At 58.3% G+C, this 17,804-nt stretch carries 15 protein-coding genes; 7 read left to right on the top strand and 8 right to left on the bottom strand.

Annotation, left to right across the window (positions count from 1 at the left end; all coding sequences use genetic code 11):
• The first annotated feature begins 29 nt into the window (after window positions 1-29).
• Complete coding sequence (locus MARHY_RS04480; RefSeq protein ID WP_014420737.1) at window positions 30-2,237, top strand: DUF1631 domain-containing protein; 2,208 nt, start codon at window positions 30-32, stop codon at window positions 2,235-2,237.
• A gap of 778 nt (window positions 2,238-3,015) precedes the next feature.
• Here the strand turns inward: MARHY_RS04480 and grxD are convergent.
• Entirely contained in the window at window positions 3,016-3,342 is a 327-nt protein-coding gene (gene grxD / locus MARHY_RS04470; protein ID WP_014420735.1) for a Grx4 family monothiol glutaredoxin, read from the bottom strand.
• A 200-nt stretch (window positions 3,343-3,542) separates the two neighbouring features.
• On the opposite strand from grxD, the gene argF reads away from it, so the two are divergent.
• Window positions 3,543-4,457, top strand: a complete 915-nt coding sequence (argF, locus tag MARHY_RS04465) for an ornithine carbamoyltransferase (RefSeq protein ID WP_011785780.1) — start codon at window positions 3,543-3,545, stop codon at window positions 4,455-4,457.
• 3 nt (window positions 4,458-4,460) lie between these two features.
• The gene (locus tag MARHY_RS04460) at window positions 4,461-5,537 is read left to right on the top strand and encodes an ABC transporter ATP-binding protein (RefSeq protein WP_011785781.1); all 1,077 of its coding nucleotides are present in this window, start codon (window positions 4,461-4,463) and stop codon (window positions 5,535-5,537) included.
• A gap of 3 nt (window positions 5,538-5,540) precedes the next feature.
• On the opposite strand, the gene glpK is transcribed toward MARHY_RS04460, so the two are convergent.
• The 3 genes from glpK to MARHY_RS04445 form a co-directional block, all read right to left on the bottom strand.
• Window positions 5,541-7,022, bottom strand: a complete 1,482-nt coding sequence (gene glpK / locus MARHY_RS04455) for a glycerol kinase GlpK (RefSeq protein WP_011785782.1) — start codon at window positions 7,020-7,022, stop codon at window positions 5,541-5,543.
• Window positions 7,023-7,266: 244 nt separating this feature from the next.
• Window positions 7,267-8,838 carry an ATP-binding protein gene (locus MARHY_RS04450; protein WP_014420734.1) on the bottom strand — a complete coding sequence of 524 codons (1,572 nt, stop codon included), beginning with the start codon at window positions 8,836-8,838 and terminating at the stop codon, window positions 7,267-7,269.
• A 58-nt stretch (window positions 8,839-8,896) separates the two neighbouring features.
• Complete coding sequence (locus tag MARHY_RS04445) at window positions 8,897-9,631, bottom strand: response regulator (RefSeq protein WP_011785784.1); 735 nt, start codon at window positions 9,629-9,631, stop codon at window positions 8,897-8,899.
• A gap of 242 nt (window positions 9,632-9,873) precedes the next feature.
• On the opposite strand from MARHY_RS04445, the gene MARHY_RS04440 reads away from it, so the two are divergent.
• Complete coding sequence (locus MARHY_RS04440; protein WP_014420733.1) at window positions 9,874-10,635, top strand: GNAT family N-acetyltransferase; 762 nt, start codon at window positions 9,874-9,876, stop codon at window positions 10,633-10,635.
• 15 nt (window positions 10,636-10,650) lie between these two features.
• Complete coding sequence (locus tag MARHY_RS04435; protein ID WP_014420732.1) at window positions 10,651-11,469, top strand: lysophospholipid acyltransferase family protein; 819 nt, start codon at window positions 10,651-10,653, stop codon at window positions 11,467-11,469.
• Here MARHY_RS04435 and MARHY_RS04430 read toward each other — a convergent pair.
• From MARHY_RS04430 to MARHY_RS04415, 4 genes are all read right to left on the bottom strand, one after another.
• Window positions 11,429-11,905: an FKBP-type peptidyl-prolyl cis-trans isomerase gene (locus MARHY_RS04430; protein WP_011785787.1), complete on the bottom strand. Its 477-nt coding sequence runs from the start codon at window positions 11,903-11,905 to the stop codon at window positions 11,429-11,431. The genes MARHY_RS04435 and MARHY_RS04430 overlap by 41 nt on opposite strands.
• Complete coding sequence (locus tag MARHY_RS04425) at window positions 11,905-14,118, bottom strand: acetyl-CoA hydrolase/transferase C-terminal domain-containing protein (protein WP_011785788.1); 2,214 nt, start codon at window positions 14,116-14,118, stop codon at window positions 11,905-11,907. The genes MARHY_RS04430 and MARHY_RS04425 overlap by 1 nt, the downstream gene beginning before the upstream one ends.
• A gap of 139 nt (window positions 14,119-14,257) precedes the next feature.
• Window positions 14,258-14,611, bottom strand: coding sequence for a hypothetical protein (locus tag MARHY_RS04420; protein WP_011785789.1), 354 nt, complete (start codon window positions 14,609-14,611; stop codon window positions 14,258-14,260).
• Between the two features lie 233 nt (window positions 14,612-14,844).
• Complete coding sequence (locus MARHY_RS04415; protein ID WP_014420731.1) at window positions 14,845-15,882, bottom strand: NADP(H)-dependent aldo-keto reductase; 1,038 nt, start codon at window positions 15,880-15,882, stop codon at window positions 14,845-14,847.
• A gap of 131 nt (window positions 15,883-16,013) precedes the next feature.
• Between MARHY_RS04415 and MARHY_RS04410 the strand changes: the two genes are divergently transcribed.
• Together MARHY_RS04410 and MARHY_RS04405 are read left to right on the top strand one after the other, a co-directional pair.
• The gene (locus tag MARHY_RS04410; protein ID WP_014420730.1) at window positions 16,014-17,234 is read left to right on the top strand and encodes a glycosyltransferase family 4 protein; all 1,221 of its coding nucleotides are present in this window, start codon (window positions 16,014-16,016) and stop codon (window positions 17,232-17,234) included.
• Window positions 17,200-17,748, top strand: coding sequence for a phosphatase PAP2 family protein (locus tag MARHY_RS04405; protein WP_014420729.1), 549 nt, complete (start codon window positions 17,200-17,202; stop codon window positions 17,746-17,748). The genes MARHY_RS04410 and MARHY_RS04405 overlap by 35 nt, the downstream gene beginning before the upstream one ends.
• The last annotated feature ends 56 nt before the right edge of the window (window positions 17,749-17,804 follow it).

The raw sequence follows: 17,804 nt of genomic DNA, 5'->3' as shown, positions 1-17,804 counted from the left end.
TCCGGTTGAGGCGTAAACAGGAGTCGGCCATGAACAAGCAGTCCGGCATACATTACCTCCGCGAGCACAGGGAAGCGGCAAGCACCCGACCGGTTCCTGCGGAGGTAGCCCGCATCCGCGACACCGTTGTTGCGGGGCTGGGTGATTTGTTGCAGGGGGCTTTCGATGCCGTCGATGATTCACTCTTCGAACTGGCCAACAATGCCCGCAGCAACAATGAACAAAACCGCTACTTCGAAGCCATGCGCGAGATTCGCATCAAGCGCAAGGGCGTAGAGCGTCATTTTCAGAATACGGTTGCCCAGTTCTTTGCCAACCCGCCCCATGCCGGCCAGCTTCCGTCAACCGAAGCCAGCCCGCAGGCCAGTGCCGACACTCTTTCGCTGGTTGGCAATGACGATCTGGAAGAACAGGTTGCCTTCAACGCCATGACCACCAAGGCCAAGGCGCACTTCCAAGGCCCTTTACTGCAATTGCAGGCCCGTTTTACCGAGATCTATCCGGACGCCACCGAGCAGGAGCCAGTCAACCCGATGGCACCGGAGCACCTGTGCAGCGCTTTTACCGAAGCGATCCAGGCCCTCGATATCCAGATTCGCGAACGGCTCATCCTGCTCAAGCAATTTGACCGTTACGTTATCTCCAACCTGGGCATGCTCCTGGATGAAGCCAATCGCATTCTGATCCAGGCCGGCGTTATCCCGAACTTCCGTTATCACGGCAAGAAGAGCCAGAACCAGAAGCCATCTGCAACAGCAGACAGCTCTGCCGAAAGCCCCAGCGAGACGACTGCCGGCTACGATCAACGCCCGGAAGACACCGTACTGTTTGACCAGATCCGTCAGATGCTGGCTCTGCAAAGGTCCAATGCCGGCATGCCCCCACGCAGCGCCGATCCCTCTCTGAGAGTGGTCGGAGGCCGGGAACTGGCCGATATGCTCAACGCCATTCCGCTTCAGCAAAACTGGCCGGGAACCGACGACCTGAGCACGGGTGAGCCCGTAACCGTCGACCTGCGCCAGGTCGTTCAGCAACTGCTGGCCAAGGCCGACGCTCAAGATGGTCGCCAGCCCGCACTGAATGAAGTGGATGAAGATCTGATCAATCTGGTCTCCATGCTGTTCGAGTTCATCCTTGATGACTACAACCTGTCCGCCCCGGTTCAGGTGCTGATCAGTCGCCTGCAGATTCCGATTCTGAAGGTTGTGATCAAGGACAAGAGTTTCTTCAGCAAGGCAACCCACCCGGCCCGCAAGCTGCTCAACTCCCTCGCCCGCGCGGGCATTGGCTGGAGCAGTAGTGATGAGAAAACCCGAGACAAGCTGTACGGTCAGATACACAACGTGGTGCAACGAATCCTCAATGAATTCGATGGCAACATTCAGTTGTTCGAAACCCTGAACGAAGAATTTGAGCAATTCCTGGAGCGAGAAAACCGTAAGGCCTCCCTGGTGGAACAGAGAACACGAGAATCGGAACGTGGTCGCATCAAATCCCAGAAGGCCCAGGAAGAGGTGGACCGGCTGTTACGGGAAAAAGTATCCCGTTACCGGCTTCCGGACTCGGTCAGCGATATTCTGATGAATGGCTGGAGCCGGGTTATGTTCCTGGCCTATCTGAAGGACGACACCGAACATCGCTGGCACGAAACAGCACGGGTCGTGGATGACCTGATCTGGTGCCTGCACCCCCATGAAGAAGATGAAGAGCGTGACCAGTGGGTTCGGGTTGTGCCCGGTCTGTTGAAATCACTGCGGGCAGGACTTGAGGAAGTCTCCTACAACGCCACCCGGCTTGATCAGATGATGGGGCACCTGAAGCATGAGCTGGCTGAGGCCTTCCGGACCAACGCCGCCATCGAAGCCCGTCAGGATGCACCGTCGGATGCCGAAGACGAAGCCCCGACCGTGCACCAGACCGCCGTTGAACGGCAACAGGAACTGGAAGATGCTGCGATTGCCGAATATGTGGCCAAGCTCGACACTATCGAAATTGGCAACTGGGTGGAGTTCCGCCTGGTCAACGGCACCAGCTTCCGCTGCAAGCTCTCAGCCATTATTGACGAAGCGGACTGCTTTGTGTTCGTCAACCGTATGGGCCTGAAAGTCATTGAGAAAACCCGTGTTGAGCTGGCTCATGAGATGCGCCGTGGCCGCCTGACGCTGCTCGAACAGGGTGCCTTGATTGACCGGGCCCTGAATGCCGTCGTGGGCAACCTGCGCACAAAAACCGCCTGATATAGATGCCGGACACGGGTTTTCGTTCACCCTCAATGCCGGCATCCTATCGGCTCCTGCTAGCGGTTTCCCTGGCCATACTGGCTCACACTCTGGTACTGGCCGGGCTTCCATCGCCTCTGAAGGAGGCCCGGGAACTGACTCACCGGCTGGTTTTTACGCTGACAACCCCGGCGGCCGTCCCGACACCAGAGAGCGTGGCAAGCCCGGAACCGCCAAAGCCCAGGCACTCCGAGTTCGAGATCCCGCCGGCCGAGCCGGTGGTAACCTCGACAGAATCTACCTTCAGTGCTCCGCCCGAATCGCAAACCGTCACTGCGACACAGCCAGATTCCCCGAAGCGGACAACCGAAAGCACCCAAACCCGGGCAACATCCTTCGAATCCCCTGCATCAGTTGCTACACCTGCATTGACTGCACGTGCAAGCGAGGCCGTAGAAACGCCGGAGCCAGTAAAGCAAAAGACTGAGACTCCCGATGAAAGAGACCCTTTTGTCGCAAAACTCTCAAGTCATTTGTCGGAATATCTCTTCCGAGAGACGATTAGGGTGCCTGTAGACTCGGAGGGATCAAAGACATGGATAGCAGAAATAGAACTCAGATTAATGGGAAATGGCGCGGTGACGGGCGCGAAAATCGTTAAATCAACGGACCTAAAGGATGTAGACGCCGCAATATACCGGGCGGCTTTAGAGGCAAGCCCCTATCCCGCTCCAGAGAGCGGGATAGGAGGTCGTTTTACGATAAAGCTTAAATACCGTTACGAGTAGCAGAATGATCAGGCCTCGGCCTGACCCGCAGCATCCTTGACCATCTTGGCCAGCTCGCCACTTTCTGACATTTCCAGAACGATGTCGCAACCACCCACCAGCTCACCGTTGATGTAGAGCTGCGGATAGGTTGGCCAGCTGGAATAGACTTTCAGGGCCTCACGCAGTTCCTGATTGTCGAGAATATTCACAAACGCAAAGCGCTCACCGCACGCCATCAGAGCCTGAACAGTACGTGCCGAGAAACCGCACTGCGGAGCTTGCGGGGTGCCCTTCATGTAAAGAATAACCGGGTTCTCTTCAAGTTGGCTCTTGATGGTTTCATTGATGTCCATGAACTCATTCCTCTGGTTGGGAGTCAGCTTTGCCGCCAAACGGCCTTTGCGCTTATTGTACACGGGTGCCTCAGGCCTCAACAAACCGTCCGTTTTGACCCAGAACAACAGCACCGCGCCCGGCGTTGTTTTCAGGGTAGCGACGGGCTAGACTTGTTGGCTTTTCCGAACGGGCAGTTTGCTTGAAACAGGGGCCTTTCATGGCAGCAAGACATTTTCTGACACTGAACGACATGACCACGGCGGAACTGGAAGATCTGCTCGATCATGCTTCCAAATTACGCAAAGAGTGGCGTTCAGGCCAGACCAGGGACACCCTTAAAAACCGGGTGCTGGCAATGATCTTCGAAAAATCATCCACCCGGACCCGGGTTTCCTTCGAAGCCGGCATGACCCAGCTCGGGGGTAGCGCCATGTTCCTCTCGCCCAAGGATACACAGCTTGGCCGCGGCGAACCGATCGAGGATTCTGCCATTGTGATCTCCAGCATGGTCGACGCGGTGATGATCCGTACCTTTGCCCACGAAACGGTCGAGCGCTTTGCCACTGCCTCCAGCAAGCCCGTGATCAACGCTCTCACCGACGAATTCCACCCCTGCCAGCTGCTGGCCGACATGCAGACCTATCGGGAGCTTCGCGGCAGCATCCGTGGTGCCACCGTGGCCTGGATTGGTGACGGCAACAATATGTGCCACTCGTACATAAACGCTGCAGAGCGTTTCGATTTCCGCCTGAACGTTGCCTGCCCAGAGGGTTACGAACCGGATCAACAACTGATCGAACAGCATGCTGACAGGGTGACCGTTGTGCGCGCGCCGGAAGAGGCAGCACGAGGCGCCCAACTGCTGGTCACCGATGTCTGGGCTTCCATGGGCCAGGAAGACGAGCAGAAAGCCCGGGAAAAAGCCTTCCGCAGCTATCAGATCAACCCGGCTCTGATGGCTCAGGCCGACAAAGACGCCCTCTTCATGCACTGCCTGCCCGCCCACCGGGGTGAAGAGATTTCGGCAGACATGATGGACCACGAAAGCTCGGCAGTCTGGCATGAGGCGGAAAACCGGCTGCATGCCCAGAAAGCCTTGCTGGAATTCCTGATTCTCAATCGTCTGGACTGATCCATGCCCGAAGCCCTGGTGCCCCCCGCAGACTGGCTGCTGGAAGTAAACAATCTGTCCTGTGGCTACGGCGGTGATTCCGTCGTCAAGGACGTCAGCTTTGCCCTCAGCCACGGCGATATTGGCTGCCTGCTGGGCCCCAGCGGCTGTGGCAAGAGCACCATTCTCCGGGCACTGGCCGGCTTCCTGCCGATTTCCCGGGGTGAAATCCGCCTGCAGTCACAGGCCATCAGCTTGCCCGGGCGGGCACTGCAACCGGAAAAGCGCAAGATTGGCATGGTGTTCCAGGACTATGCCCTTTTTCCGCATCTGAGCATTGCCGATAACGTCGGCTTCGGTCTGAAGTCATTAAGCAAAGCGGAACGTCGACAAAAGGTCATGGAGTTGCTGAACCTGGTGCACCTCCAGGACCTTGCAGACAACTATCCCCACGAGCTGTCCGGCGGCCAGCAACAACGGGTGGCCCTGGCCCGGGCACTTGCACCAGAGCCAACACTGATCCTGCTGGATGAGCCTTTCTCCAACCTGGACACGGATCTGCGCCGCCGGCTGAGCCTGGATGTGCGGGAAATCCTCAAGACTCTCGGCATCAGCGCCATCCTGGTTACCCATGATCAGCAGGAAGCCTTTGCCATGTGTGATCAGGTGGCGGTTCTCCGGGACGGGCAGATTCAACAGTGGGATGTGCCCTACAACCTCTACCATGAGCCGGCGAACCGGTTCGTGGCCAGTTTTGTCGGGCAAGGTGGGTTTATTCCCGGCAAGGCCCTGGGCCCTGACACCATAGAATCGGAACTGGGCGTCATCCATGGCAACCGGGCCTACAAATGGCAACCAGGCACCCTGCTGGACGTCCTGATCCGGCCGGACGACATTGTTTTCGATGAAGACTCAGAGCTGAAGCCAAAGGTGGTGGAAAAAACCTTTGCCGGAACCTCCACGCTCTATCGTTTCCGGTGTTCAGAAGACACTGAATTTGAGGCCCTCTTCCGGAGCCACCTGGACTTTAACCTGGGTGAGCAGGTACCGGTCCGGGTGGAGGCTGATCACCTGATCGCCTTCGAACGCACCGGCCACTGAACCTCAGTGATTACAGACTCGCTCAACAGCATCCAGCCAGCCGGCATAGAGTGATTCCCGCAGCCCCGGCGCCATATCCGGCCGGAACTGGTGCTCGCATTCCCAAAGCGACGTAATCTGCTCCAGGCTATCGAAAACCCCGGTCTGCAAACCCGCAAGATATGCGGCCCCCAGCGCCGTGGTTTCAGTCACGCTCGGCCGGTCAACCGGCACATTGAGAATGTCCGATAAAAACTGCATCACCCAGTCGTTCACAGCCATACCTCCGTCAACTCGCAGCGATTCCAGTCGGGCGCCATCGTTGCGAATGGCGCGCACCAGGTCTTTGGTCTGATAGCACACCGATTGCAAACCCGCCGTGACAATCTCGGCAATGCCGGTATCCCGGGTCAGCCCCAGGATTGCACCCCGGGCGTTGGGGTCCCAGTGCGGGGCCCCCAGGCCGGTGAACGCGGGCACCAGATACACCGGATTATTCACACCGACCGTCGCCGCATGCTCCGCCGATTCCCGGGCATGGGAAATCAGCCGAAGCCCATCCCTGAGCCACTGCATGGCGGCACCGGCAACAAAAATACTGCCTTCAATGGCATAGCAGGGTTTGCCGTTGAGGCGGTAAGCTACCGTCGTCAATAACCGGTTTTCAGAGCGCAGGGCCTGCTGGCCGGTGTTGAGCATCAGGAAACAGCCTGTGCCATAGGTACTCTTGGCCATTCCCGGCTCAAAACAGGCCTGGCCGATCAAAGCGGCATGCTGATCACCGGCAATACCGGCAATCATCACCGAAGCGCCCAGACATTCGGGTTCCGTCAACCCGTACTCAGCTGCACTGTCGAATACCTCCGGCAACAGAGCAGCAGGCACCCGAAACAGCTTGAGCAGCTGCGGGTCCCATTGCTGTGTATGGATATTGAACAGTGCAGTGCGGGACGCATTGGTGGCATCGGTACGATGGTGCTTGCCGCCGGTCAGATTCCAGAGCAACCAGGTATCAATGGTGCCAAAGGCCAACTCACCGGCTTCCGCGCGCTGGCGGGCACCGTCAACGTTGTCCAGAATCCACGCTATCTTGGTGGCAGAGAAGTAGGGATCAATCAATAATCCGGTGCGGTCAACCACCAGGGATTCATGGCCATCCTGGCGCAACTTGGTACACCAGGACGCGGTACGGCGATCCTGCCAGACAATGGCGTGATGAATCGGCTGCCCCGTCGCCCTGTCCCAGATCACAGTGGTTTCCCGCTGGTTGGTAATGCCGATGCCTGCGAGGTCAGATGCCTTGATCTTGCCGTTGTTCAGCGCTGCACGACAGACCGCCAGCGTACTGTCCCATATTTCCATGGCATCGTGCTCAACCCAGCCATCTTTGGGGAAGTACTGGTGAAACTCCTGCTGGGCAACGGCCACCTGAGCGCCTTTGTCATCAAACACGATGGCGCGGGAACTGGTGGTACCCTGGTCTATGGCAAGCAGATATCGGGACATCAAAACCTCCTGTTGTTTTCAGGAGATTCTAACAGGACGGGGATCGAGCGGTGTGACGCGGCGCGGAAATAAAAAAAGGGCCGGAAAAACCGGCCCTCAAATGACGAATGAAACAAGGAAAGTTCGTAAGAACTACAACCTCAAAAGTCATCCCTTACGCTTTGAAGTATTACCCAGGGCTGCGGAGGGTTCAGTTGTGGTTGTGTAGAGCTTTGTTACATCAGGTGAGGTACCGAGCACTGGTTCACAAATCCGGGTCTGCGGGCTTCAGGCGCGGCCAGACCAGGCTGAACCGGGCTCCGCCCAAGACATCACTGCGGCCCACAAACGCCTGCCCACCGTGCCAGTACAGAATCCTGCGAACAATGGACAGGCCCAACCCGTAGCCGCCTGAGGTACGGGTACGACTGTCATCTAGCCGGGCAAAGGCGGTGAACACTTTTTCCCAATCCTGTTCCGGAATGCCCGGGCCATCGTCTTCCACATCAATCCGGCAATTATCTTCATCCAGGTGGCAACTCACCTGCACACGGCCTGCGGCATAGCGCGCGGCATTGCCGACCAGGTTCTGAATCGCCCGGTGAATGTAACGAGGTTCCATATCGGCCTGTGCCCAGCGCTCCGAAGCTTCGTCAATCTGACACTCAATGTCGACTCCCTCCCGGATAAGCCGCTGTTCGGAGACAACCTGCCTGACTATATCCGTGACCGATCCCTCCCGGAGACTGAACACCGGCCCGCCCTGCTCCAGCCGGGCATAGGTCAGGATCTCGTCAATCAGTTCGTCGAGCTCCTGGATGTCGCCATCAATGCCCTCGAGCTGCTTTTCAAGCACTTCCTGAGTACTACCGGATTCAATCATCTGGACGCCGAACCGGATGCGGGCCACCGGCGTTCTCAGTTCGTGGGAAACCGCGTGAATCATTTCCCGCTGCACCTGCACCAGGCGCTGGATATGTTCCGCCATTCCATTGAACGAAGTCCCCAGCCGGGAAACGAGCGTGCCCTGCTCGGATTCCACCCGGGCTCCCATCTCTCCCCGGGCAATACGAATCGCTACCGACTCAACCTTGCGCAGATGACTCTCTACAAAACGCAACGCAAGAAACAGGGCCACTGCCAGCACGCCACCGACAACAGCGGTCAGCAGCAAGATAATCGGCCAGCCCCAGGGATTGAAGGGGGGAGGCAATGTCACCACAACCAATGCGCCTTCCGACAAACGAACCAGCGCCCTGGCACGGTTATCACCGTGTTCAAAAATCGCCAGCCCGGTGTCGCCAAGCCGCTCAAGCGCCTGCTGATCCGGCAGATCCTCGGTCTTCTGAACCAGACGGATATCGAGATTCAGAGACTCTGCCAATTGCTGCGCCACATCCGCACGCTGAGCCGCAGGGCTGGTATCCAGATGCCAACGCACCATCAACGAGATTGCCCGGGCCAGATCCCGGTAGGGTTGCTCCAGATGTATGCCGAGCACCTCGCCCCCGAGACCAAGGACATAATAGCCATACCCGCTATCGGTTGACTGCGCCACCACCTGGCCATAGCCCAGGCGCTCAAGCGCAACCCGGGAAAGCCCGAAGTCGGCCGCAACGCCACTGTGCAGACCAAACATCGGGGCCATCCAGTGATACTGACTGAGCGGATCCGGGGCCGCTGCCAGCCAACGCATAACCGGTGTCATGGCCTGCTCATGCCAGTATTGTTCGCGAACGGAGTTGATGCCGTTAAACAGCAGGACGCACACCAGCACGACCGCCGCCGCAATGGCCGCAATACGAGCGTAGGCTTTCAGGAAAAATTTCAGGGACATCGGGCCAACCCTGGTAACCGGCGTTGCCACCTTCGGGGCGGCAACGCCTCAGGCGCGATCAGGCTTCCTTGACGAACAGGTAGCCCTTGCTGCGAACGGTTTTGATACGGCGCGGGTGGATGGGATCGTCACCGATTTTCGGGCGGATCCTGGACACGCGAACGTCAATGGAACGATCCTGCCCATCGTACTCGATGCCCCGGAGTGCGGTGAAAATCTCTTCCCTGCTCAGCACCCGCCCGGCATTACTGGCCAGCAGCCAGAGCAGGTCGAACTCAGCACTGGTGAGGTCGATACTTTCGTCACTTAACCAGGCTTCACGCATGGAACGATCGACCACGAGGTCGTTGAACTGCAAACGCACCGGCTCCTCCCCGGACGTCTCCTGCCCACTAACGGGCGAGGTTTCTACCCGGCGGAGCATGGCACGGATGCGGGCGAGCAGAACGCGCGGTTGGACCGGTTTGCCAATGTAGTCATCCGCGCCCATTTCCAGGCCCAGGACCTGGTCCAGGTCGTCTGTCCGGGCGGTGAGCATAATAATGGGGCCATTGAAGAACGGCCGTACCCGCCGGCAGATAGACAGACCATCTTCGCCAGGCAGCATCAGATCCAGAACCACAAGATCAGGCTGCTCGTTGCGGATCCGCTCAACAGCGGCTCCCCCGTGGGTTTCCAACGACACTGTCAGGCCATTGTTCTCAAGGTACTCGCGGGTCAGATCCGCAAGCCGCTCATCGTCCTCTACGATCAGGATTCGCCAACTCTCGTTTGTTTGTTCCACGCCATCCATCTCTGATTATTTTATTCCGGTTTCAGGGTTGTACACCCGACGATACAGGCAACGTTCAGTTACAGCAATTATACATGCTATTCAGAAATATACATGGAACCGCCAAAGGGTTACAGCCTGTGACACATATCCGTTTTCCTGAAAACGGTCTCGCACTGTCACAGAGACGTCACCCCGGCGTCACCCATCTGTCATACCCGCTTCATAGCCTTGACCTGAAACAGAAACACAGAGGCCAAGCCATGACTGCAACCACCGCGAGCCTTCAACCCCGCCGGGGCCGTAACCTGAGCACCGAACTGATCCGTGACCCGGAGCTCATAGAAGCGGCGCAGCGCCTGCGTTACCGGGTATTCTCCGAGGAGTATGGCAGCGATCTCGGCGCCACAATCCCGGGTATTGATGCCGATGCCTACGATGCGGCATGCGATCACCTGATCGTCAACGACGCAGACACCGGTGAACTGGTGGCCACCACCCGCATACTTCACCAGGACGATACGGCTTCCGTTGGCGGCTTCTACTCCCGAGGCGAGTTTGATCTCGCGGCTCTGGAAGCCCTGCCCGGAACACTGGCTGAACTCGGCCGCACCTGCGTGCACCCGGACTACCGCAATGGCGGCACCATCACGCTGCTGTGGTCAGCGGTGGCGGAGTACCTGGTGCAGCGCAACGTTACCCATCTGATCGGCTGCGCCAGTATCAGCATGGCCGACGGCGGGGCGAAAGCCTGGCATGTGGCCCGGCTTCTGCAACAACAGCATCTGTCTGAGCCGCATTGCCGGGTAACGCCAAAGCGCCAACTGCCACATCTTGCCCATCCGGAATCAGAACGCTCTGTGGACATACCGCCCCTGATCAAGGCGTACATGCGCCTGGGCGCAAGGGTCTGTGGCGAGCCTTGCTGGGATCCTGAATTCCGCTGTGCCGACATGCTGGTGCTGCTGGAGGTCAGTAACCTGGCCGGCCGCTACAGCCGGCACTTCCTGCGTCGCCCCGCCTGATTCGGAGGATTGCCGATGAGCTGGCTTCGATTGAGCTTTCGCTTAGCAATGTTTGCAGGCTTCCTTGTCGGAGCCTGCGCGCTGGCGGCTTTGCTCCGGATCTCCGATCTGGCCAGGACCAGACCGGTGGACAGGAATCCCTGGGCCACAATCTGTTTTCGGAAGGCATGTCAATGCCTGGGCTGGCAGGTTCAGGTTTATGGCCAGCCCTGCCCGGAAAACGCCCTGTTTGTCGCCAACCACATCAGCTGGTCAGACATCCCGGTTCTTGGCAGCATCACGCCCATGCGGTTTCTGTCAAAAGCGGAAGTAGGTCAATGGCCGGTGATCGGCTGGCTGGCCCGGCAGGCCGGCACGCTGTTCATCAAACGTGGCGGCGGTCAGGCCAGAGCTATCAAAGCCAGTATCGCGCAATGCCTGCAGGCTGGAGAATCGGTGATGGTCTATCCAGAGGGAACCACCAGCACCGGGGTAGCCGTATTACCCATGCACGGACTGTTGATGAGCGCCGCCCGGGACAGCAACACGGCCATACAGCCAGTGTCCATCGGTTATCGGCGAGAACGGCGCCCTGACTCACTGGCGCCCTTTGTGGGCGATGACAGTTTCCACTGTCATCTGTTCAGGCTGCTGCGACAGCCACCGGGGCAGATCATCGTAATACTGCATCCGCCCCTTGGACCGGATCCGGATCTATCCCTGAATGAGCTGACCGGGTGCATACACCAGCAGATCAGCCAGGGCCTCGCCCGCATTCACTCGGGCGAGTTCGACCAGGTACCCGAACGCCCTCTCAGAACAGCGGGCGACCCTGAGCTACCTCGTCTTCAGTAGCCTCGCGACGACCCACGATTTCCAGATCAAAATAGAGAGTGAAACCGGCCAGAGGGTGATTGGCATCCACTTTGACCAGGTTGCCGTCGATCGCCACCACCTGTACCACCTGGGCCTGATCACCGGAGTTAGTCTGGAATTTCATGCCCACATCCAGGTTTTCAACGCCCTCAAAGAGGGAACGGGGCACCTTGCGCACCAGGTCCTCGCGGTATTCGCCGTAGGCCATCTCCGGTGGCACGGTCACTTCCAGGCAATCACCTACGTTTCGGTCTTTCACCGCCTCCTGAATGCCGGCAATGATCTCGGGGCTGCCGTAGATAAAGTGCAGAGGCTCGCTGCCTTCAGACGTATCCACCAGCTCACCGATGCGGTTCTTGAGCACGTAATGGACGGTAAAAACATCCGGCCGGGTGTTCGGGTTATCGGCTTGCATCAGCTGTTTTCGCTTCCTGTCTTTGTCGCGGGTTCAAGTTGCTGCAGGCCATGTATCACCAGTTTGCGATCCAGCTTCTCCCGAATGCCTGAGGGGTTGTTCAACCCCATGCGTTCGAGCAGCACCGCGTACTGGCCAGTATCGTCTTCTGCCCGGATGGCCTGCCAAAGGGTCGCCAGTTTACCACGGGGAGTAGCGGTTGCGGCTTTCAGTCCTTTAAGGGCTTTCCCCAGGGTCAGCTCCTCATCGGTAAAATCCCGGCCGAACGGGAACGCCGGGAACCAGTCGCCCTTACCGGGTGCAGCCAAAGCCTGGCGAACCGACGCCGGCGTATTGTTCTGCCAGTCCGCAGGCAAGCGGAAATCGTCACGGACCTTGCCCGCCTTCTGGGCCTGTTTCAGCAAATCCGCCTGGAAACGGGAATCGGCAATACGGATCAGCGCCAGGAACACATCTTCGTCGGACCGCCCCCGCAAATCGGCAATGCCGTACTCGGTGATCACAATGTCCCTGAGATGTCTTGGAATGGTGCAATGGGCATAGTTGAAGACAATGTTGGACACTACCTGCCCACCCGACATGCGGGTGGCTCTGAGAGCCAGGATGGAGCGCGCCCCGGGCAACTCATGGGCCATCGAAACAAAGTTGTACTGCCCCCCCACACCACTGACCACGCGACCATCATCGAGCCCATCTGACACTGCCGCGCCATTGAGGGTGTACATCATCGCAGAGTTGATAAACCGACCGTGCAAACGCTGGGCGGCTTTGAGCTTCTGATCTCCGAAACGGTGATCGTAAAGGTGGTTGATGAAATTGACACTGGTCATGCAGATCTTGTCACGCTGCTCTGGCGACAGATCTCTCAGAGCCTGGTAGAAGGCCTCCGGCCCCACGTAGAAGCCCCCGTGCATGGCAATACCACCGATGAGCCTTGAACCAAGACCCAGGGCCGCCAGCGCCTCACGGGTCTGATCCTGGCTGAGGTCTGCTTCTACAGCGTGATCTTCACTCAGGCGCAGGCGTCCGCCACGGAATTCCACTGTGTCCCGCAGAATGCCGTACTGAATCAGCCAGTTGACATCCCGCGCCCGCAATGGCGAGTCGATCAGCCCTTCCCGGACCAGCACATCCAGCATGTCGAGCGACGGCGTCAGGGTAATCTCGCCCCGGTTGATCAGAGTCTGCAAACCGGCATGATCAAATACTTCCCGCTTCAGGATGCCCTCCTGCATCAGATACAGGAAGCCATCCACCATCATTTCACTACAGCCATACAGGCCGGTCTCGAACGTACCGGTACCGCCGCAGCTGTCAACCACAGGGAACCTGGATCCCACATCCAGGTGGTCATAAACTGCGCGCCAGGCATCATTGTGCTTGTGGCGCAGAATGGCGTTGTGAACCAGCGAGGCTCCCAGTGAACCGATGCCAACCTGAAGGGTTCCGCCATCCTTCAACAGGCAGCTGGCGTAGAATCCAATGAGGTGATCAGACGGACTGATGGCCATCTGAGGAGCCGAGAATAACGGATAGTCTGTCGATGGATGACTGAAGAGAAGATCAAACTGCTGTTCCTCGACGGCTGCATGATGGCCAAACCAGGGCAGGTACTGATTGATTTCAGCCACCATGGCCACCGGTACGCCCTGCTGTTCACGCTCCCGCAGCAGCGGCAGGATATCGAGTGACAGGTCCGGGTTACAGCTAAAGCTCACCTGGCCCGGAAAGCCATTGGGCTCGCCTGGGGAAACCATCTGCCCCACCACATTCACACCCTGCGCCATCAGATCGCGAACGGCATGGGTGTAGTTGGTGCATACATAGTTTCGCTGCTGGTTGCGATTGTTCAGGTAGCTGCCAGCTTTGAAGAAAAATTCAGACACCTGGACATTGCTTGGCAAGCGGTTATTGGCGACATCACGGGCATAGGCCAGTTCCGGAATATCGCCAAACAGGCGCTTGGCGAAGGGCCCCATGAAACGTTTTTCCAGTGAAGAACTGCCCTCAGGCGCTAACAGGGAGAGCGCGGTCACAATATGCAGCTCAATGTCCGGATCATCCTTGGCACGCTGATAGAGCGCATTCACAAACCTCACCGGCTTGCCAAGACCAAGCGGCAAGCCCAGGGTAATGCGCTTGCCAACCCGTTCAATCACCCGATCAACACACCGTTCTGCGTCGTCGCAATAGACTCCGTTCTCTGCTGCCATTACCGGCTCCTCGTCGCTTGAGAATCTCAATTAAGGTGGATGATCACACGGCAGATTCAAGCTGACAATGCGTCAGGTCATGACATTTTGACAAAGCGGATGTCGGGAGAAAGATGGCGGGCACGCCAAGGAACAGCGGTCAGAACTTCCAGCGCAGGTTCAGGCAGGCACCTTCGTTCAACAGGGCGATGCCGTGGTCAGGCTGAGCCGGATCGGAAGCATAGGTCTTTTCAGCAGTGCGGGAGCGGCTGAGGCTCAGGCTGAGCAGACGGGAGCCGATAGCGGTAAGTGCATCGCTGCGGTCGTCTTCATAATCGCCGGACATCCATTCCTGAAGTTCGTAAACATCCTCCGCCGTCGTCATTTCGTCGCGCTCGGCCATCATGCGCTCGGAAAGCATCGGTTCCGACAACATGGGCTGCGCAGCGTCAGCCCGCATCGCAAAGGCGACGCTATTCAGGGCTAGGAGGACGACGAACAGGCGAAGAATCATGGCAACAGGAAATCCGGTATCGACATTGGCTTTATGTAATTCACAGTACCAAAGTCTAATGATTGCGACGAAGATTGGTGTGATTTTGCACACAATTTCGCCAGCGTTCCGTCGCCTGGCACCAGCTTTTTTGTCAATAAATGATCACTTATATTGCAGTATGTAACGACCCTGCCGCTGGTCGGAGCGGCAGGATCGCACCTGGCTACTGCAAGCCCTTATGCATACAGTCTTCAAGGGCAGGGATAGGTGAACTCGGCATGGATCGCCTCGATGGCGGACACGAGGTCGGGGCTCAGAGTCACACTGGCTGCCCCGATGTTCTCCCTGAGCTGCTCCATGGTGGTTGCGCCAATGATGTTACTGCTTACGAACTCCCGACTGTTCACCCAGGCCAGTGCCAGTTGGGCCGGCGTGAGACCATGTTGGTGAGCCAGCTCAACATAGGCCCTCGTGGCGTCCGCCGCCCGGTCATTGGTATAGCGACTGAACCGCTCGTACAGAGTCAGCCGGGCCTTTTCCGGCCATTTTCCCCCCAGGTATTTGCCGGTCAGCATGCCAAAGGCCAGCGGTGAATAGGCCAGCAGGCCGGTGCCTTCACGATGGGCAAACTCCGCCAGCCCCGCTTCAAAGGACCGGTTCAACAGGTTGTAGGGGTTCTGGATAGAGACCACCCGGGGCCAGCCATGCTGCTCCGCCAGGCGCAGGTACTGCATCGTGCCCCACGGTGTCTCGTTGGAAAGCCCGATGTGTCTGACCTTTCCTTCACGAACCAGTTCATCCAGTGCCTCCAGTGTTTCCTCAATGGGCGTCATCTGCTCATCGGGATTGCGGTCATAACCAAGCTTGCCAAAAAAATTGGCGCTCCGGTCCGGCCAGTGCACCTGATAAAGATCGATGTAATCCGTCTGCAGGCGCTTGAGGCTGCCCTCACAGGCAGAGCGGATATGCTCCCGGGTCAGCCTCGGCCCCCCGCGCAAATACCCGAGACCATTACCCGGCCCGGCCACCTTGCTGGCGATCACCAGATCATCACGCTGGCCACGGCGGGCCAGCCAGTTGCCCAGATACTGCTCGGTCAGACCCTGGGTTTCTGCCCTGGGTGGCACTGGATACATTTCAGCGGCGTCGATGAAATTGATGCCCTGCTCCATGGCATAGTCGAGCTGCTGAAAGGCTTCCTGCTCGCTGTTCTGCTCGCCCCAGGTCATGGTTCCCAGGCAGATCAGGCTGACCTCGATATCTGTAAAGCCAAGTTTTCGCGTTTGCATGGAATCTCCTTGCAATAGGTCGATAAGAGACGGGGTATAAACACGTAAACGGAATGTCACGGAGTTGTCGCATTTCTGTCATGGCATCTTTCCATAGTAAAGGCATGACAGCAGAACCTTCAGGAACCCCCGTGACCGAAGCCCAGTTGACCGAACGGCGACCGCAACACATTACCATTGTTTCCGAGACGTTTCCGCCGGAAATCAATGGTGTTGCCAACACCATGCGGCACCTGTGTCAGGGGCTGATGCAACGGGGCCACCATGTAACCGTGGTGCGCCCCCGGCAGCCCCACGAACAGAAAGGACTGTTTGAGAGTACCGGGAGCGGGTTGTTTTCCACCGAACTGGTGGTTAATGGCTTGCCTCTTCCCGGCTACGCAGATCTGCGCTTCGGTACCGCCCGCCCCTCGAGCCTGAAAAAGCTCTGGCAGAAACAGCGGCCCGACGGCATCTATGTGGCAACCCAGGGGCCACTCGGCGTGGCGGCAGTGAATGCGGCTCGCAGCCTCGCCCTGCCCGTCAGTTCCGGGTTCCATACCAATTTCCACCAGTACTCTAGCTATTACGGAGCGGGCCTGCTCGAACGTTTGCTGTGTGCCTACGGTCGCTGGTTCCATAACAGGACAGCCATCACCCTGGTGCCTACCGGTCGCATGCAGCGGGTTACCCGGGACATGGGGATCACCCGCACCGGTCTCTGGAGCCGGGGCGTGGATTGCCAGCGCTTCACCCCCCACAAACGCGACCAATCCCTGCGTCGGCAATGGGGGCTACACGACAACGAACGTGCCGTACTCTATGTCGGGCGCCTGGCTGCGGAAAAAAACCTGCGTATGGCTGTTGCCTGCTTCGAGCGTATCCGCGGCCTGCATCCTAATGCCCGCTTCGTGCTGGTAGGGGATGGCCCCATGCGCCGCTCCCTGGAAGACCGGCACCCGGACTACATATTCTGTGGCACCCAACGGGGCGAAGATCTGGCCCGGCACTTTGCCTCCGGTGACCTGTTCCTGTTTCCGAGCAAAACCGACACCTTCGGCAACGTGGTGCTGGAAGCCATGGCCAGCGGACTGGGCATCGTCGCCTTCGACGATGCGGCAGCCGCAGAACATATCCGACACGACGAAAACGGCATGAAGGCTGAACTGACAGACGACGAAGCCTTCATCAATCACGCCCTGAGACTGGCCGACCAGCCCTCACTATTGAACCGAGTCCGCGCCCAGGCTCGCCTGGACGCCCTCGAATTGAATTGGAGCAGCCAGATCGACCAGTTTGAACAGCTGGTTTTAAACCAAACTGCACAGGCCCGATACCATGGCATTAACAAGCAAGGCATCTCGCTTCTTTGAGTTGGCCGACCAGCGAGAATTCGCGGTCTGCCAGGCCATTAACCGCAGCGTACGATTCCGGCCAATTCTGGGGTATTTCCGAGTCGTCAGCCGACTTGGCGACGGTTGGTTCTGGTACGCACTGATTCTCTCACTGCCTTTCTACGCCGGGGACTATGGCCCGGCCCTGGCACTTCAAATGGCGCTTACCGGGCTCACCTGCACACTGACCTACAAGGCCCTGAAGCGCTGGCTGATCCGCGAACGGCCTTTTATTTCGTTTCCGGTTATTAACTGTGCAACGCCGCCACTGGACCGGTACAGCTTTCCCTCCGGCCACACCCTGCACGCGGTGTGTTTTCAGGCCATGCTGTTCGTTGCGCTCCCGGCCCTGGCCTGGTGTGTGCTTCCATTCACCTTGTCAGTGGCGGCATCCCGGGTCATTCTCGGGCTCCACTACCCCAGCGATGTCCTGGCCGGCGCCTTGATTGGTGGCACCATGGGCTGGGCCTCTATGCAGTGGCTGGCCGGCTGAGCCCAACCCAGGCAGTTGCCGCATTCTGGTCTACACTGATTCCGGAGAATCCTGCC

The organism is Marinobacter nauticus ATCC 49840 (genome assembly GCF_000284615.1).
In the GTDB taxonomy this organism is placed as follows: domain Bacteria; phylum Pseudomonadota; class Gammaproteobacteria; order Pseudomonadales; family Oleiphilaceae; genus Marinobacter; species Marinobacter nauticus.
The sequence above is the reverse complement of the archived record's forward strand: the minus strand, read 5'-3'. Positions and strand labels throughout refer to the sequence as shown.

What these genes read in the sequence shown, in the direction of transcription:
- MARHY_RS04460 (WP_011785781.1), top strand. Translation starts at nt 4,461, where the DNA reads ATGCCCGAAGCCCTGGTGCCCCCCGCAGACTGGCTGCTGGAAGTAAAC.
- grxD (WP_014420735.1), bottom strand. Translation starts at nt 3,342, where the DNA reads ATGGACATCAATGAAACCATCAAGAGCCAACTTGAAGAGAACCCGGTT.
- MARHY_RS04420 (WP_011785789.1), bottom strand. Translation starts at nt 14,611, where the DNA reads ATGATTCTTCGCCTGTTCGTCGTCCTCCTAGCCCTGAATAGCGTCGCC.
- MARHY_RS04445 (WP_011785784.1), bottom strand. Translation starts at nt 9,631, where the DNA reads ATGGATGGCGTGGAACAAACAAACGAGAGTTGGCGAATCCTGATCGTA.
- MARHY_RS04430 (WP_011785787.1), bottom strand. Translation starts at nt 11,905, where the DNA reads ATGCAAGCCGATAACCCGAACACCCGGCCGGATGTTTTTACCGTCCAT.
- MARHY_RS04440 (WP_014420733.1), top strand. Translation starts at nt 9,874, where the DNA reads ATGACTGCAACCACCGCGAGCCTTCAACCCCGCCGGGGCCGTAACCTG.
- MARHY_RS04405 (WP_014420729.1), top strand. Translation starts at nt 17,200, where the DNA reads ATGGCATTAACAAGCAAGGCATCTCGCTTCTTTGAGTTGGCCGACCAG.
- MARHY_RS04425 (WP_011785788.1), bottom strand. Translation starts at nt 14,118, where the DNA reads ATGGCAGCAGAGAACGGAGTCTATTGCGACGACGCAGAACGGTGTGTT.
- MARHY_RS04415 (WP_014420731.1), bottom strand. Translation starts at nt 15,882, where the DNA reads ATGCAAACGCGAAAACTTGGCTTTACAGATATCGAGGTCAGCCTGATC.
- glpK (WP_011785782.1), bottom strand. Translation starts at nt 7,022, where the DNA reads ATGTCCCGATATCTGCTTGCCATAGACCAGGGTACCACCAGTTCCCGC.
- MARHY_RS04480 (WP_014420737.1), top strand. Translation starts at nt 30, where the DNA reads ATGAACAAGCAGTCCGGCATACATTACCTCCGCGAGCACAGGGAAGCG.
- MARHY_RS04450 (WP_014420734.1), bottom strand. Translation starts at nt 8,838, where the DNA reads ATGTCCCTGAAATTTTTCCTGAAAGCCTACGCTCGTATTGCGGCCATT.
- MARHY_RS04435 (WP_014420732.1), top strand. Translation starts at nt 10,651, where the DNA reads ATGAGCTGGCTTCGATTGAGCTTTCGCTTAGCAATGTTTGCAGGCTTC.
- argF (WP_011785780.1), top strand. Translation starts at nt 3,543, where the DNA reads ATGGCAGCAAGACATTTTCTGACACTGAACGACATGACCACGGCGGAA.